This window comes from Pontibacter diazotrophicus (genome assembly GCF_003367245.1).
Classification (GTDB): Bacteria; Bacteroidota; Bacteroidia; order Cytophagales; family Hymenobacteraceae; genus Pontibacter; species Pontibacter diazotrophicus.
Genome location: NZ_QRGR01000001.1, coordinates 80420 through 95954, shown reverse-complemented (window position 1 = coordinate 95954; position 15535 = coordinate 80420). Strand labels below are relative to the sequence as shown.

Below are 15535 nucleotides of genomic sequence, written 5' to 3'. Positions count from 1 at the left end.
CATAGAGAAAAGGTAGCTAAAAATTATATTTTTTTTCTGCAGATATTCTTATGTAAGAAATAATTACATATCTTTGCAGTCCGAAATTTGAAGAAGATACTTTAAGAACATAGCCATCATGAGCGAATTAATTAAATTTTTTGAGCAGGAATCTACAGATAAGCGTGCCTCTTTCCCAACCTTCCAGGCGGGCGATACTGTAAACGTACACGTAAGAATCCGTGAGGGTAACAAAGAGCGTATCCAGCAGTTCCAGGGCGTAGTCATACAGCGTAAGAACGTAAACACAAACGGCGAGACTTTCACTGTAAGAAAAGTATCTAACCAAATCGGATTAGAGCGTATTTTCCCTTTGCTTTCTCCATCTATCGAGCAAATCGACTTAGTGAGAAGAGGTAAAGTTAGAAGAGCAAGACTGTACTACCTGAGAGGTTTACAGGGTAAAGCTGCTCGTATCAAAGAAAGAAGATAAAAATACCTGTTTTCATAAATTACAATAGTTTTAGTGAGAGAGGAGCCGACCAACATCGGCTCCTTTTTTGTTGTTATGAGTTTGTCATAGGCTATACCTTTTCTTTCCTCTCCGGCCCAGGCTCCTTATCTTTGTAATACCCTGAACCCATAAAGCGAATGATGAGACTGTACCTATACCTGTGCCTGCCCCTGCTCGCACTGCTGCTTTTCTCCTGCCAGACAGATTATGCAGAACTGCCTGCCTACAATGGCAAAAAGCAGCTACAGGCCGTAATAGAGACACCTGCCGGCAGCAACCATAAATTAGTGTACAGCCGCGAAAAAAAGGAGTTTGTCAATGATAAGGATGCGGACATGGACCGCGTGATCGGTTTTCTGCCCTACCCTGCAAACTTCGGTTTTATTCCATCCACAGAAATAGACCGCGGCGGCAAAGGTTTGGAAATATTGATACTCTCAGAGCGGCTGGAGACAGGCACTGTGGCAGAAGTGATACCGGTGGGGCTGATACAACTGGAAACAGCAGGCGAACTGCAGCACATTGTAGTGGCCGTACCGGCAAGGCCCAGCGAACGCCGCATTAACGCTACCAACTACGTCGCCCTCAGCAAAGAGTATCCCGCTGTTAAAACCATCTTACAGAACTGGTTCGCCAACTACAACCCCGCCGCCCGAACAAGCTTTGTAGGCTGGCGCGACGAAAAATTCGCAGACAAAGAAATTCAACGCTGGATGAAGTTATAACGCTACCTGATGTGGTAACAACTAATACATAAAAGGCCAGGCAATATATTGCCTGGCCTTTTAATTTTTGTATACTCCTGTCTTCATGCCTGGTCTCAGCACAAAGAGCAGAACAGTTATAGCACTTCCTGTTAAAGCTTTATAGTAGCGCGTTCTCTATTCGTTAGCATGTTTCTTCTGTAGTTACTATAGTCATTCAGATAGAATAATTACCATTTTACTAAATAAAATTCAAATAATACAACCCTGCTTTAAGTAAAAAAGTAAAATTACTTATAGTTATACTCAGATATAGTTCATGACCTATGAAAACAACACTACTAATTTCTGCTGGGCTCATGTTTACAGCAGCCACAACAACAGCACAGAGTAGCCTATCGGAAGTAATTCAGGAGGGCAATAGAAATGAGGCAGCAATACTGCAGCGGGGCAGTAACAACAGTGCTTCTATACAGCAGTTAGAGGGCTACGGCAGACCTACAGAAGACAACAAAGCAACTGTCATACAAATCGGAAATGGCAATACCGCCAGCCAAGTACAGTCTGCCGATGTTATCAATAACGTTGCAAGCATTACCCAATCAGGTAACGGCAACAGTGCCTCTCAGTTTCAGGCGCTATCAGCGTATGATCATACTGCTGTTATAGAACAGTCTGGTTATAATAACACGGCCTATCAAAATCAGACAGAAGTTTTTGGCACCACCTCCAATAACACCGCCTTGCTCTATCAGTCAGGCAATGAGAATGAAGCATCGCAGTTGCAGAGAGGTTTAAGCAACAACCTAGCTCATATCAGCCAGTACGGCGGCCGCAACAGCGCTACACAAGATCAAAACGGCTTTAACAACTTTGCAGTTATTGAGCAGATCGGAGCGCATAACGTAGCAGTGCAGCTGCAGCGGACAGGAGAAAATAACGCCTATATAGCCCAAATGGGAAACGGCAATGAGCATATACAGGACCAGGATACCAGAAGCATCTACAATGGTGCAACTGCCGTTGCCGAAGGAAATGACAACTACGGCTACCAGTTGCAGATAAGCGTGGGGAACACCTCAGAGATATACCAGACCGGGGACGGCAACGCTGCCACTTCTATACAGAGCGGCGGCAGTTGGGTTTACAGGAGCAACCACTCTAACCTAACGACACAGACCGGAAACTATAACGTAGCTGAGACAAGGCAGTATGGCAACAGTGGGGTTGGCCATATAAGCACCATCAGGCAAACCGGCAGCTACAATACTGCTATTATCAGGCAAGACAACCTAAGGTAAGAGGTACATAATAAACAAAGCGCCCGCTACACTTCCAAGTATAGCGGGCGCGCTGTTTTAACCCTGAATAGAATTTACTTTATTGCCTTCAGTTTCTCTCTTACTGCTTCGACTGACTTCTCCATATCCTGCACCTGCTGGCGGCTTATTTCCTGCTGCTTTACGTTATGCTCCACATTCAGTTCCAGTTGTTTCAGTTCCTCGGCGTTGCGTGCCAATTCGGCCTTAAGATCCTGCTTCCGCTGCCTGTTTTTATCAATCTGGTTCTGAATGCTGTTCGCATCCTTCACTACCCGGTCCTGCTCCGATTTGGTGGCGCGCAGCACTTCCTCCGCCTCATTTATCTGGCGCAGCACGTCCTCGCGGTACAACTTGCGGGCAAAGCCACGCATAAAGCTTTCGGCAGCGGCATGCTCCTTTGGTGTGGCATCTTTGTCCACATACGCCACGCCCATATCCAGGGTCCACCAAATATTACTGCCCTGTGCGTTGCTGCCAACCAGTGAAATAACGCGTAGCGGAGTACTTGAAATTGTATCAATAACAGCGCCCTCCACTGTTAAAACACCCTTACTGCTTTTTACTCTTCCAGCTTTTTTGCTCAGGTAGTCTTTCCAGGCTTTCTCGGTTGTTTTAGGGTCTATCTGCACCGAAAGCTGCTGTCCACGCCTGATTACCCCATTTACCTCCTGCTCTTTTTCTACAACCTGCACCATTTGTGCCTGGCAAACACCCGAAATCAGTAAAAGCACTGCAAGTATAATTCTTCTCATCAGCTACGGCTTAATTGTACTATTTATCTTTAATCCCACCCCTAAAATAAGTAATCAGGTGGAGAAAGTGTATGTGCAGGCGAAATTAATTTCACCTGGAATTGGTTTGGGTTTCGAGGTAGGTACATTAACTTTGTAAACTTATAGCTCCCGCAGTCTAAAATGGTTTTGCCCTGCCGCCGAACAAACATACAGCTGTTGTTGTTGGAAACACTATGAAAGTAACCATTTGCCGAAAGGAACATTTTAATGCTGCCCACAGGCTCCACAACCCTGCCTGGACCGATGAAAAAAACGCGAAAGTATTCGGCCTGTGCAACAACCCTAACTACCATGGCCATAACTATGAGCTTTATGTGAAGCTGACTGGTGCCGTGAATCCTGAAACAGGCTATGTGTACGACCTCAAAAAGCTGAGTGATCTCGTAAAACAGGAAGTGGTGGATAAGTTTGACCACAAGAACCTGAACCTTGACACAGAGGAATTCAGGGACCTGAACCCAACCGCAGAGAATATAGCAGTGGTGATATGGGAAAAGCTTCGCACGAACATCAGCACCGAGTATGAATTAGCCGTAACACTTTATGAAACAGAAAGAAACTTTGTGGAATACAATGGATAACCACAACAACGATATAGATATAGACAGAGACGAGGAGGCAATGGATGACCATGTGATGAGTTCGCTGGATACTCCCCTGCGGGCTGATGCATTTAAACTCTCTAACGCAGAGAAAGTCGAGATTATCAAAGGGCACTTCCACGAGATCATGCACACGTTGGGCCTCGACTTAACAGACGACAGCTTGAAAGGTACACCGCTCCGAGTAGCCAAAATGTACGTAAATGAAATCTTCAGCGGTTTGCATCCGGATAATAAGCCGGTGGCGCGCCGCTTCGAGAACAAGTACAAGTATCACAAAATGCTGGTGGAACGTGACATCACGGTTTACTCTTCCTGCGAACATCACTTTGTGCCGATCATCGGGAAAGCACACGTTGCCTATATACCGAATGAACACGTCATCGGCCTTTCCAAGCTGAACCGCATCGTACATTATTATGCCCGTCGCCCGCAGGTGCAGGAGCGTATGACGATGCAGATAGCCAATGAACTGAAGCAGGCACTGCAGACAGAGAATGTGGCCGTAATGATAGAGGCAGACCACCTGTGCGTGATGAGCCGTGGTGTAGGCGATGTGAGCAGCAGCACGATAACCGCTGAGTATTCCGGCCTTTTTGACCAGCAGGAATACCGCTCTGAATTCTTAAGCCATATACGCAGCAAGCACTAATACCTCCCACTGCACCACTGGCTTTGCCAATTAAGCTGCTTATTTAACTCCTAAGCAATATTAGAAAACTTAAATATACCTGTATTGCGTATAGGGGAAACAATGCCTAAACATGCTCAAGAATTATTATGTCTGGTAAAATATTAATTACAGGTGGTTCGGGATTAGTCGGGATGCGTCTGTCAGAGATGCTCATCGACCAGGGCTATGAAGTAGCCCACCTGAGCCGAAACCCTGACAAGGTCTCCAACTATAAAACCTTTAAGTGGGATGTGAAGGAAGGCACTATCGATGAGAGCGCCATCACCTACGCAGATTATATTGTTCACCTGACAGGAGCCAGTCTGGCATCTGAAAAATGGACAGAAGACCGTAAGAGAGAAATCATCAATAGCCGTGTAAAAAGTGCTAACCTGCTTTACAACGCCATGAAAAGTTCGGAGCACCACGTAAAAGGGTTCATCTCTGCTTCGGGAGTCGGCATTTACGGCAACTCCGGCGATCAGTTAGTGTCTGAGGAAAGCACTCTTGGCGACGATTTTCTGGCTGATGTTTGTCAATCCTGGGAAGGCGCCGCCTGGCAGATGCATGAGCTCGGTTTGCGCACCGTTATCATGCGGTTAGGCATTGTGTTAAGCACCAAAGGTGGCGCTTTACCGCAGATGGCACGACCTGTTAAGATGATGGCTGGCGCTCCGTTAGGCTCCGGCAAACAGTACATGTCCTGGATACATCTCGACGACGCCTGCCGCCTGTTTATAAGCGCAATAGAAGACCCTCAGTTTACAGGCGTATACAATGCTGTGGCACCGCACCCTGTCACGAATAAACAGTTTATGACAGAATTGGCAGAGGCCATGAAGAAGCCGCTCGTGCTGCCCAAGGTGCCTGCCTTTGCCATTAACCTGATGATGGGCGAAATGAGCGATGTAGTACTGACGGGGCAGCGTGTTAGTGCCAACAAGGTATTACAAACCGGTTTTACCTTTGAGTATAACTATTTAGAAGAGGCGCTCGAATCTTTTTATGAAAAGAATGCGAATGAGTAAACATCTACTAAAGGACAAAAGTATTAAGATAAAAGATGAAGGAGTTTCTCCTGATTCAAAACGGTTGAAGAATTTACGAAATAGAAGATGCGACAGATTTTGCACTTCATAATATAAAAGGGAAGGGCCAGCTAAAAGTAGCTGGCCCTTCCCTTTTATATTATTCCGCTCAGGCGGTGCTATAGAATATTGCCTCCAACGTTCAGCATCTCCAGCACCTCGTCCAGTGCAGTTGAATCTGGCTCTACCCGCTTTGGCAGCACCGTGGTGCAGTTGTACTTTTTGCTTACATCAACAGTTGGCCCCGGGAAGCGGCCCTTGGTATAGCCCAATGCTTGGTCTTTATAAACTTTCTCCATATACAGGCCAAACACAGGCAACGCCGTTTTGGATCCTTCCCCCAGTTGCGATGTACGGAAGTGAATGCTTCTGTCTTCACCGCCTACCCATACACCGGTTACTAAGTCTTTCGTCACACCCATAAACCACCCGTCAGAGTGGTTGGAAGTGGTACCGGTTTTACCGCCGATCTCATTGCCATTCCAAAGGTCATACTCCCACAGCGCCTGCGAAGTGCCTCCTGGCTCCTCAATACCGCCTTTCAGCATATGCATCATCAGGAAAGCGGTTTCTTCGCTCAGTACTTTCTTCTGCTTTGGCACAAACTGATGTATCAGGTTGCCGTTCCGGTCTTCGATGCGGGTGATAAACATGGGCTCTGTATGAAAGCCCTGATTCGGAAAAGTGCTGTAGGCGCCTACCATATCGAAAACAGATACATCGCTTGGGCCAAGGCCAATAGAGGGCACCTCCTGCAGCGGGCTTGTAATACCCAGGCGGTGCGCATACTTCACTACCGTCTCCCATCCTACCCGCTCTGTGAGCTGCGCTGTTACCGAATTCACTGATTTACCCATAGCACGGCGTAATGTCATGGGCGCACCAGTATACTCCCAGTCTGCATTGGTAGGCGACCAGTTCATCTTCTTCCCGTTCTCCACATAGTTGATAGTGATACGCTGGTCCACGATTTTATCGCAGGGGGAATAGCCGTTATCAATGGCGGCCACATACACGAACGGTTTAAAGGTAGAGCCGGGCTGGCGACGCGCCTGCTTTACGTGGTCATACTTAAAGTACTTGAAATTAATCCCCCCTACCCAGGCTTTGATATGGCCGGAGAAAGGATCCATCGTCATCATACCACCATGCAGGAAATGCTTGTAATACGCCAGTGAGTCCAGCGGGCTCATTGTCACCTTCTTTTCCAGAGAGTCATTGTCCCAGGTGAATACCATCATCTCGCGCGGGGTGTTCAGTTCCTTGTTAATGGCAGCCGCATCATTTCCATGCTTTTCCTTCAGACGCTTATAATAATCAGTACGCTTGATAGTTTCTTCTATGAAGCCTGGTATTTCACGGTCTTTGGCATCTACCCAAGGATTCTTGCCCTTCCAATGGCTATCGAAACGGCGCTGCAGTGTACGCATATGCTCTTCCATCGCCGCCTCAGCATGTGCCTGCATCCTGGAGTCAATGGTGGTGTATACTTTCAGGCCGTCGCGGTACAGGTCATACCCATTCTCCTTCGTCCACTGCTTCAGGTAGTCTGCCACGGCCCCTCTGAAGTAGGTGGCAGGGCCATCGTAGTGGTTCTCTACCTTGTACTCCAGCACCAAGGGCAACTGGCTCAGCGAGTCTGCCTGGGCAGGCGTGAGGTAATCGTACTTGGCCAGCTGCCCCAGCACGGTGTTGCGGCGGCGTGTGGCGTTCTCCGGGTTGTACCTGGGGCTGTAAAAGGTAGGGGCTTTCAGCAGCCCTACGAGTACGGCCGCCTGCTCCGTCTTCAGGCTGTCGGGTGAGGTATTGAAAAAAGTCTTGGAGGCTACCTTTATACCAAAAGAGTTTGAGCCGAAATCTACGGTATTCAGGTACATCGCCAGGATTTCTTCTTTGGTATAACGCTGCTCCAGCTTAATAGCCGTCAGCCACTCCTTTGTCTTTGAGATGACAAGGCTTACCCCCGGAACATGCCCCAGCACACCCTTTGTATCCGCAGTACGGGTCTTGTAGAGGTTCTTGGCCAGCTGCTGCGTAATAGTGCTGGCGCCGCGGGCATCGCCTTGTAAGCTGCCGTAAACAGCCGACATGATGGCGGCAGGGTCAATGCCGGAGTGCTCGTAAAATCGGATGTCTTCTGTGGAAACTAAAGCCTTGATAAGCATTGGCGACAGACTGTCGTAGCCTACCGGGCTGCGGTTTTCCTTAAAGTACTTCCCAATCAGTTTCCCGTCTGAGGTATAGAGCTCAGAGGCCATATCAGACCGGGGATTCTCTAACCTGTCGAGGCTTGGCGAGGACCCAAACAGGTAGAACAGGTTATTGTCCACACTCAGCAGGTATCCCAGCACAAAGGCAAAACCCAGAAAAAAAACTTTCCAGACAAAGCCTATCACGCTTTTATATACTGGCCTCTTCGGCTTTTCTATCTTTTCTTGCTCTTTCAGCATTGTCATCAAACAGAGGGCACCCTCTTTAAATTCCCGTTCACGCTCTTACAAACGACTGCAAATATACCTTTTGTACATAACAACTAAGATTATGCAGTCCAAAACTTAGTGAAGCTGCAGCAAAACACCTGTTCTTTTGTGGCGGCTGCCTATCTTTGTGTTATACGCTATTCCCAAAAATGTACCGCCTCATGCAACAAACACTACAGCAGGCTTTAGACAAAATGAAAGGGCTGCCACTCACAAAGACCACCCGAAATGAGTTAGTGCAGTATTTCCACTTTGGCAGCACGCATTACACCACGTCGCAGGGCCTGGTGCTGGACATTGGAGAACTCACGCTGGCGGTAAGCTGCCCCTGGCAACTGCAGCAACCAGAGGGTGCTGCCATTAAGCATAGCGAGGTTTTCATGCGCAAGCGCGAAGCCGGCCTCCCCTCCCCAAATTTTGACTGGAAAGTACCAGGCGCTAACCTGCGCGACCAGCGCCTGCTGGAGCTTGTGAAGGAAAGCAAAAGCTTGGTAGTGGAGCGCGTAGAGCTACTGGAAGACTTTGGATTGGCAGTACACTTTGCCAGTGGCGCTACGCTCACTGTCTCCCCTGATGCTGAGAAACCAGCAGAGGAGTACTGGCAGCTGTTCAGCAATACCGGCGATAGCCTGAAAGTCGGGGCTGGCAAAGACGGATATATCGTATAAGTTTAGGTGTAACTTTGGATAGCCATCGCCACTTTCAGCGGCCATAGCAACCTTTCCGGTGGCTGCATAGTATGGTTTTACAAAGCATCCGCCTTGAACGTACGCCTTCAACTTATCGAACTGGAAGACCAAAAGTGGTTTCCGCACGTCATCCGACAGGGGATGCTGGATTTCCTGCGCTTCATGATTTCAAAACTGGGAGCCTATAAGCCTGCCTTACCTTTGTTGCAGGAGCTCTTAGAGCGCACCAGCCAGCGTCACATCACTGACCTGTGTTCTGGTGCCGGGGGCGGCATAGAAGGCGTTCAGCAGGCTCTTAGCCAGCGCATAGGCACCACCGTCCGCGTCACCCTAACCGACCTCTACCCCAATTTAGGCGCATACAGGTACCTGCAGCAAACCTCAGGAGGTGCACTTGACTTTATACCGGAGCCCATTGATGCAACGGCTGTGCCTGAAAGCATTACCGGCGTGCGTACTATATTTTCGTCTTTCCATCACTTTCCTCCTCCCGTTGCAAAGGCCATACTGCAGGATGCAGCCAACAACCGATCGGCCATCGGTGTTTTTGAAGGGGCGAGCAAAAGCTGGCTGGAAGTACTGGTGCTGTGGCTGTTCTTTCCGGTGGTGATAGTGGTGGTGACACCCTTTATCCGGCCATTTAAGTTCAGCAGGCTCTTTTTTACTTATATTATTCCGCTTATTCCGTTGGGCATTCTCTGGGATGGTACTGTGTCGCTTCTCCGGATATACACGCCGCAAATGCTGCACCGCATGACAAAAGAAATAAACTCCCCCGACTATAACTGGCGTACCGGTAAAGTAGGCGCCCGACTTGGCAAGCACGTCATTTATCTTATAGGGTATCCGGTCGAATAATTTTGAATTACTGAGTTTTGAATAACTGAATGCAAAATAAAGTTAGAAGCCTGTAAAAACTTAATAACAAGCCTTCCATCTCTCTTTCCTGTTTAAAGTGGAACAAAAAAACTATTGCATAATATCATCAATTATTGCTAAGTGATACATGAATAGCTACCGAAGTGCCCTCACGCTGATGCGTATTCCTTTTTCTATTTACCTGATGCCAATCTTCTGGTTCGCATTGAGTACGGTGGTGGGCTATGAGGTTTGGCGGGCAGTGGCTGTTTTCATAATCCTGCACCTGCTGGTATACCCGGCCAGCAACGGCTACAACTCTTACTACGACCGGGACGAGGGCAGCATTGGAGGGCTTAAACACCCACCCAAGGTAACACAGCAACTGATGCACCTTGTATTGCTCTTTGATTTATTGGCTGTCGTGTTGGGCATTATTCTGTCGCCGTTGTTTGGGGCTCTGGTCGCCTTGTACCTGCTTATTTCTAAAGCTTATTCTTACGAAGGTATTCGCCTGAAAAAGTATCCGGTTCTCAGCACCTTTGTCGTCACTTTTTTTCAAGGGGCTTTTACGTATGTGATGGTGCAGGTAGGCATTGGCCTTTCCCTGGCAGAAGTGCTGCAGACACCAAATGTATGGTTCGCCCTTGTCAGCACCCTCTTTCTCTGTGGCTCCTATCCTCTTACTCAAATCTACCAGCACAAGGAAGACAGCGAGCGCGGAGACCGGACGCTGAGTTTGATTCTGGGTGTAAAAGGAACTTACCTCTTCGCAGCCATTAGCCTTGCCCTTGGCTCAGCGCTGCTGCTTTACCTGTACTTTACAACGGATCAGGTACGGAACATCTTTATCTTCTTAATCTTTACTGCTCCTATTCTATACTTCTTTACAGGTTGGATGCTGAAGGCACAGAAAGACCTGCGGGTGGTAAATTATGAAAACACCATGCAGATGAACAAGATATCTTCTCTCTGCATCAGTTTAGCCTTTATCTCCATTATTGTGGCAAGGGTGTATCTGTAGTATGGTAAAACTTCTGTTTGCGGTATCGTATACAGGTAAAACTATGTTGTACCTATGAAGTTTCTCTACGCTGTAATTGCTGGCCTTGCCGCCACTGCTGCCATGACGGCATTTTTATACCTGCTTTCCTACGCCACGCACCGGGTTATGAAAGTAACAAAGATATTAGGCACAATGCTGCTGTCCCGGACACAGCCGGACGGGAGCCTTTCGGATGCTGGAAGCACCAGAGCAATCGGAAACCTTGCGCATTATGCCGTAGGTGTTTTCTTTGCCCTGATGTACCTGGCGGCATGGAATTCCGGTGTTGGTCTTCTCACCGCTTCCTGGGGTTTGTTTCTGGGCCTGGGCCACGGCATTATCGCGATGGTGGTCTGGTATTTCTTTTTTATGGTACACCCTAAGCCGCCGCTACTGAAGCTAAGGACCTACCTCTCCACGCTTATTCTTGCCCATGTTATTTTCGGCTTTGTCGTTACCTACACCTTTTACCTGCTCACGGAGCCTGGGTATAGCTTTTGGCAGTAGAATCTGTTGAGCAAGCAATGTTCGTTCACTTGCTAATTTACTGTTATTTATAAGAGCCTCGCTTTGACTTTGCATAAAAGCACAACAGCCCGCTTACCTTTCGGCAAGCGGGCTGCTTTATGTTGAATGCTGTAATACGAATTAGCCGTTCATCGAAATCAGGAACTCCTCGTTGCTCTTGGTTCCGACCATTCTGTCTTTCAGGAACTCCATAGCTTCTATAGAATTCATGTCGGACATAAACTTGCGCAGGATCCAGATACGGTTCAACTCGTCTTTGTCCATGAGCAGGTCTTCGCGGCGTGTACCAGAAGCAGGCACATCGATAGCAGGGTACGTACGTCTGTTCGCCAGTTTGCGATCCAGCTGAAGTTCCATGTTACCGGTACCTTTAAATTCTTCGAAGATTACCTCATCCATTTTAGAACCAGTGTCTATCAGGGCAGTAGCAATAATGGTAAGTGAGCCGCCATTCTCCACGTTACGGGCAGCACCGAAGAAGCGCTTCGGCTTGTGCAGCGCATTGGCATCCACACCACCAGACAGGATTTTACCAGAAGAAGGAACTACCGTGTTATAAGCACGGGCCAGGCGGGTAATAGAGTCCAGCAGGATAACCACGTCATGGCCGCACTCTACCATGCGCTTGGCTTTGTCTAGCACAATGCTAGAAACTTTCACGTGGCGCTCGGCAGTTTCATCGAAAGTAGAAGCAATCACCTCTGCGTTCACGCTGCGTGCCATGTCAGTTACTTCTTCCGGACGTTCGTCGATCAACAGGATCATCAGGTATACTTCCGGGTGGTTTTCAGAGATAGCGTTCGCTATTTCCTTTAACAACACCGTTTTACCTGTCTTTGGCTGCGCCACAATCATACCACGCTGGCCTTTACCAATTGGGGCAAAAAGGTCCAGCACACGGGTAGAAATCTGGCTTGGTCTTGTTGTCAGTTTCAGGCGCTCCTCAGGGAAGAGTGGCGTCAGGTGCTGGAACGGAATACGGTCACGAATCTCCTCTGTGGTGCGGCCATTTACCGTCTCCACCTTTAGCAGTGCAAAATATTTCTCGCCTTCTTTCGGCGGGCGAATCTGTCCTTTTACTGTATCACCTGTTTTAAGGCCAAACAGCTTTATCTGTGACGGCGATACATAAATATCATCTGGGGAGGCAAGGTAGTTATAGTGCGTAGAGCGCAGGAAGCCATACCCATCCTGCATCAGTTCCAGCACACCTTCGTTTAGAATGATGCCATCAAACTCTTTAAAGTTAGTGCTGCTGGCTGCCTGCTGTTGCGTGTTACGGCGCGGAGCAGGTTCATTCCGGTCGCTGCGGCTATCATTCCCACGGTTATCATTGCGGGAGTCTCTGTCGCCTCGATCACTGCGGCTGTCATTGCCACGGCTATCGCTGCGGGAGTCTCTGTCGCTGCGATCGTTGCGGCTGTCGTTGCCACGGCTATCGCTGCGGCTTTCCCTGTCGGTGCGGGTGTCTCTGCTATCGTTGTTGCCTCTGTCTTTGTTATCATCACGATGCACACGCTCGCGATGGTTCTGAGAACCATGGTCTTTGGCCGGAGCCGGGGCCGGTACTGCAGCGGTGGCTGTAACAGCTTCGCTGCGTGCTGCTGTCTGCTCACGGGTAGGGCGTTTTTCTCTTTTAGCAGGAGCAGGCCTTGCAGGTGCTTCTGCTACTGCTTCTGCTGGCGCTTCCTCTACAGCAATTGCACTTTCAGGCGCTTCATCTTGCTTAGGCGAGGCACTACCAGCGGCAGACTTGTATTTCTTTGGTAATTTTTCAGTAGGGGTAACGGCTTGCTGATCAAGGATCTTATACACAAGGTCTTGCTTGCTTAGCTTCTTAAAGTTCTTAACACCTAAGTCCTCAGCAATTTCCTTGAGTTCTGAAAGAAGTCTATCTTTCAATTCATCAATATTATACATAAATAATGGTATGGTAGTTTATTAACCTGCCAGGCCGCACTAGAGCGAACGCAGCGAGAAATCTGTTATCAATCAGGAAAATAGAATAGGTTGCGAAAGAGTCAGAGAGGCACAGGGAAGAGCCTTCATCAATTGTAACGCAATGTTATTGCAATGCCTTATAATTAACAAATATTACGGAGTATTTAATAAAAAAAGTTTCAGTTTTATGCGAAAAGATTTCGTAAATGCCTCTAACTCCTCAAAAAAGTATATTTTTGTGCGTATACATAACACCCAACTATGCTACAGTTAACAGTTTTAAGAGAGCAGACGGCACAAGTAATTGAAGGTCTGAACAAGAAAAACTACAAAAATGCGGCCGAAGAAGTGAATACTTTGCTGGAACTTGACCAGCAACGGCGCCAGGTACAAAGCAAGCACGACGAGCTTCAGAGCAGAGCAAATTCCATCTCCAAAGAAATCGGCGTGCTGATGAAGAACGGGGAACGCGAGAAAGCGGAAGCCTACAAATCCGAGACATCCGAACTGAAGCAGAAAACAAAATCGCTGGCAGAGCAGCTGTCTTCTTTAGAGGAGCAAATGCAACAAGCTTTATACAAACTGCCGAACCTGCCGCACGAGAGTGTGCCTGAAGGTAGAACAGCAGAAGACAATGAAGTAGTTCTCCAGCACGGAGAAATTCCTGAATTGTTCGAGGGCGCACTCCCGCATTGGGAGCTGATACAGAAGTATGACATCATCGATTTTGAACTCGGCAATAAAATTTCCGGGGCAGGTTTTCCTGTTTATAAAAGGCAGGGAGCACGGTTGCAGCGTGCCCTTATCAATTTCTTTTTGGATGAGGCCATTAAGGCGGGTTATATGGAGGTGCAGCCTCCTATCCTCGTGAACGAGGCCTCAGGCTATGGCACCGGTCAGCTTCCGGACAAAGACGGCCAGATGTACCATGCCACGGCTGATAACCTTTACCTGATCCCGACGGCAGAAGTACCGATCACCAACATCTACCGCGATGTGATTCTGCCCACAGACCAGCTGCCTGTTAAGAACACCGGCCACACACCCTGCTTCCGCCGGGAGGCAGGGTCATGGGGTGCCGATGTGCGCGGCCTGAACCGCCTGCACCAGTTCGATAAGGTAGAGATTGTGCAGGTAACGCTGCCGGAGAAGTCTTATGAGGCGCTGGAAGAGATGAGCCAGCACATACAGGGCCTGCTGCAAAAGCTGGAGCTACCTTACCGGGTGCTGCGCCTGTGCGGTGGCGATATGAGCTTTACCGCTGCCCTTACCTTTGATATGGAAGTATATTCTGCCGCCCAGGGCCGCTGGCTGGAGGTAAGCTCTGCCTCTAACTTTGAGACCTACCAGGCAAACCGCTTAAAGCTGCGTTACAAAAACGAATCAGGCAAAACACAACTGCTGCACACACTCAATGGTAGCGCTCTGGCTCTGCCACGCATTGTTGCCGCTTTACTGGAAAACAACCAGACACCGGATGGTATCAACATGCCAAAAGTGCTGCATCCTTACCTTGGGTTTGAGAAGATTGGCTAATTGGTAAATTTGAAGATTTGAAAATGTGGGGATTTAAAAATCATTCTTCACAAGCATAAAGCAGAACAGCCGCTGAATTTGTACTTCAGCGGCTGTTCTGCTTTATGCTATTCTATCAATGTCAGAAGAGAGATAGAACTACTAATGCCGTTGTTGGTGTTTTTTTTCACTAACAACCAACCTGCATAAGCCTTAGCGTTTTTGTTGTTGGTGAAAAACACCAACAACGGCGGAGTTTCTTCCAGACCTATCCGTATCCAGGTACAAGTGAGTCTGGAGACTCACTCTCACTGCACGTCACCGGATAGATTCCGGCGCCAGGAATATTTTTCTTCGCTCTAGCCACCAAATTGCTCCTGGTACTGCTGATAGTAGTTTTTTAGCTTATACTTTTTCAGTGCGCTTCTGGCCTCCTCTATGCTTTGCTCTGTCAGTTCCTGCGCCTGTAAACTTTGCAGCAGTTGCTCCTGGTCCGCAGTGCTTTCCTCTACCTGCGCATTCGCCTCATGGAATGTTGGCGATAGCGAGAGCTTGTTTTTTAGCACACTGACATAATCTATAGCTACCAATTTCTCCAGGGCCTGTTCTACCTCTTCCAGCGTAAATACCGTTCCATCTATGGCGTCGGCCATCAGCAGCACATCCTGCAGAGTGGCTCCTCCTTCTCCACCAGTAGCCAGTAGTAGCGCCTCGAGGAATTGCGCATCCGCTTCTTCCCAGGTTAATTTATACTTCGGCATTTTCTTTTCTGTTTGTATGGGGTGTCGCTAAAGGTGAAAATC

General features: G+C 48.2%; 15 protein-coding genes. 11 read left to right on the top strand and 4 right to left on the bottom strand.

Annotated features, from left to right (window positions below):
* The first annotated feature begins 118 nt into the window (after positions 1 to 118).
* From rplS to DXT99_RS00385, 3 genes are all read left to right on the top strand, one after another.
* On the top strand, positions 119 to 472 hold the full coding sequence (gene rplS, locus DXT99_RS00395; protein ID WP_115563533.1) for a 50S ribosomal protein L19: 354 nt from the start codon (positions 119 to 121) through the stop codon (positions 470 to 472).
* 158 nt (positions 473 to 630) lie between these two features.
* Positions 631 to 1218, top strand: a complete 588-nt coding sequence (locus tag DXT99_RS00390) for an inorganic diphosphatase (RefSeq protein WP_115563532.1) — start codon at positions 631 to 633, stop codon at positions 1216 to 1218.
* 305 nt (positions 1219 to 1523) lie between these two features.
* On the top strand, positions 1524 to 2498 hold the full coding sequence (locus DXT99_RS00385) for a hypothetical protein (protein WP_115563531.1): 975 nt from the start codon (positions 1524 to 1526) through the stop codon (positions 2496 to 2498).
* Positions 2499 to 2572: 74 nt separating this feature from the next.
* Here DXT99_RS00385 and DXT99_RS00380 read toward each other — a convergent pair whose 3' ends face one another.
* A complete protein-coding gene (locus tag DXT99_RS00380; RefSeq protein ID WP_115563530.1) occupies positions 2573 to 3271 on the bottom strand; it encodes a DNA repair ATPase in 699 nt (232 codons plus the stop codon).
* Positions 3272 to 3486: 215 nt separating this feature from the next.
* On the opposite strand from DXT99_RS00380, the gene DXT99_RS00375 reads away from it, so the two are divergent.
* The 3 genes from DXT99_RS00375 (at position 3487) to DXT99_RS00365 (ending at position 5616) form a co-directional block, all read left to right on the top strand.
* Positions 3487 to 3894 carry a 6-pyruvoyl trahydropterin synthase family protein gene (locus tag DXT99_RS00375; RefSeq protein WP_115563529.1) on the top strand — a complete coding sequence of 136 codons (408 nt, stop codon included), beginning with the start codon at positions 3487 to 3489 and terminating at the stop codon, positions 3892 to 3894.
* A complete protein-coding gene (gene folE, locus DXT99_RS00370; protein ID WP_181884983.1) occupies positions 3857 to 4567 on the top strand; it encodes a GTP cyclohydrolase I FolE in 711 nt (236 codons plus the stop codon). The genes DXT99_RS00375 and folE overlap by 38 nt, the downstream gene beginning before the upstream one ends.
* 128 nt (positions 4568 to 4695) lie before the next feature.
* Positions 4696 to 5616 (top strand): TIGR01777 family oxidoreductase, encoded by a 921-nt coding sequence (locus DXT99_RS00365; RefSeq protein WP_115563527.1) that lies wholly within the window; start codon positions 4696 to 4698, stop codon positions 5614 to 5616.
* 179 nt (positions 5617 to 5795) lie between these two features.
* Here DXT99_RS00365 and DXT99_RS00360 read toward each other — a convergent pair whose 3' ends face one another.
* Complete coding sequence (locus DXT99_RS00360; RefSeq protein ID WP_246000371.1) at positions 5796 to 8126, bottom strand: penicillin-binding protein 1A; 2331 nt, start codon at positions 8124 to 8126, stop codon at positions 5796 to 5798.
* A gap of 191 nt (positions 8127 to 8317) precedes the next feature.
* Here DXT99_RS00360 and DXT99_RS00355 point away from each other — a divergent pair, with 191 nt between their 5' ends.
* The 4 genes from DXT99_RS00355 to DXT99_RS00340 all read left to right on the top strand — a co-directional run bounded on the left by DXT99_RS00355 (position 8318) and on the right by DXT99_RS00340 (position 11255).
* Complete coding sequence (locus DXT99_RS00355; RefSeq protein WP_115563779.1) at positions 8318 to 8824, top strand: hypothetical protein; 507 nt, start codon at positions 8318 to 8320, stop codon at positions 8822 to 8824.
* Between the two features lie 93 nt (positions 8825 to 8917).
* On the top strand, positions 8918 to 9703 hold the full coding sequence (locus DXT99_RS00350; protein WP_115563525.1) for a class I SAM-dependent methyltransferase: 786 nt from the start codon (positions 8918 to 8920) through the stop codon (positions 9701 to 9703).
* A 148-nt stretch (positions 9704 to 9851) separates the two neighbouring features.
* Positions 9852 to 10727: a UbiA family prenyltransferase gene (locus DXT99_RS00345; protein ID WP_115563524.1), complete on the top strand. Its 876-nt coding sequence runs from the start codon at positions 9852 to 9854 to the stop codon at positions 10725 to 10727.
* A gap of 54 nt (positions 10728 to 10781) precedes the next feature.
* A complete protein-coding gene (locus DXT99_RS00340) occupies positions 10782 to 11255 on the top strand; it encodes a hypothetical protein (RefSeq protein ID WP_115563523.1) in 474 nt (157 codons plus the stop codon).
* 141 nt (positions 11256 to 11396) lie between these two features.
* Here DXT99_RS00340 and rho read toward each other — a convergent pair whose 3' ends face one another.
* Positions 11397 to 13196 carry a transcription termination factor Rho gene (gene rho / locus DXT99_RS00335; RefSeq protein WP_115563522.1) on the bottom strand — a complete coding sequence of 600 codons (1800 nt, stop codon included), beginning with the start codon at positions 13194 to 13196 and terminating at the stop codon, positions 11397 to 11399.
* A 282-nt stretch (positions 13197 to 13478) separates the two neighbouring features.
* On the opposite strand from rho, the gene serS reads away from it, so the two are divergent.
* Positions 13479 to 14753: a serine--tRNA ligase gene (serS, locus tag DXT99_RS00330; protein WP_115563521.1), complete on the top strand. Its 1275-nt coding sequence runs from the start codon at positions 13479 to 13481 to the stop codon at positions 14751 to 14753.
* Positions 14754 to 15091: 338 nt separating this feature from the next.
* Here the strand turns inward: serS and DXT99_RS00325 are convergent, their stop codons facing one another.
* Positions 15092 to 15493: a hypothetical protein gene (locus tag DXT99_RS00325; RefSeq protein WP_115563520.1), complete on the bottom strand. Its 402-nt coding sequence runs from the start codon at positions 15491 to 15493 to the stop codon at positions 15092 to 15094.
* Positions 15494 to 15535 lie beyond the last annotated feature (42 nt).

Bases quoted from the DNA above. Each gene is read 5' to 3' on its own strand.
- DXT99_RS00355 (WP_115563779.1), top strand. From the start codon at position 8,318: ATGCAACAAACACTACAGCAGGCTTTAGACAAAATGAAAGGGCTGCCA.
- DXT99_RS00385 (WP_115563531.1), top strand. From the start codon at position 1,524: ATGAAAACAACACTACTAATTTCTGCTGGGCTCATGTTTACAGCAGCC.
- DXT99_RS00390 (WP_115563532.1), top strand. From the start codon at position 631: ATGATGAGACTGTACCTATACCTGTGCCTGCCCCTGCTCGCACTGCTG.
- serS (WP_115563521.1), top strand. From the start codon at position 13,479: ATGCTACAGTTAACAGTTTTAAGAGAGCAGACGGCACAAGTAATTGAA.
- DXT99_RS00380 (WP_115563530.1), bottom strand. From the start codon at position 3,271: ATGAGAAGAATTATACTTGCAGTGCTTTTACTGATTTCGGGTGTTTGC.
- DXT99_RS00365 (WP_115563527.1), top strand. From the start codon at position 4,696: ATGTCTGGTAAAATATTAATTACAGGTGGTTCGGGATTAGTCGGGATG.
- rplS (WP_115563533.1), top strand. From the start codon at position 119: ATGAGCGAATTAATTAAATTTTTTGAGCAGGAATCTACAGATAAGCGT.
- DXT99_RS00345 (WP_115563524.1), top strand. From the start codon at position 9,852: ATGAATAGCTACCGAAGTGCCCTCACGCTGATGCGTATTCCTTTTTCT.
- DXT99_RS00360 (WP_246000371.1), bottom strand. From the start codon at position 8,126: ATGCTGAAAGAGCAAGAAAAGATAGAAAAGCCGAAGAGGCCAGTATAT.
- DXT99_RS00340 (WP_115563523.1), top strand. From the start codon at position 10,782: ATGAAGTTTCTCTACGCTGTAATTGCTGGCCTTGCCGCCACTGCTGCC.
- DXT99_RS00325 (WP_115563520.1), bottom strand. From the start codon at position 15,493: ATGCCGAAGTATAAATTAACCTGGGAAGAAGCGGATGCGCAATTCCTC.
- rho (WP_115563522.1), bottom strand. From the start codon at position 13,196: ATGTATAATATTGATGAATTGAAAGATAGACTTCTTTCAGAACTCAAG.
- DXT99_RS00375 (WP_115563529.1), top strand. From the start codon at position 3,487: ATGAAAGTAACCATTTGCCGAAAGGAACATTTTAATGCTGCCCACAGG.
- folE (WP_181884983.1), top strand. From the start codon at position 3,857: ATGAAACAGAAAGAAACTTTGTGGAATACAATGGATAACCACAACAAC.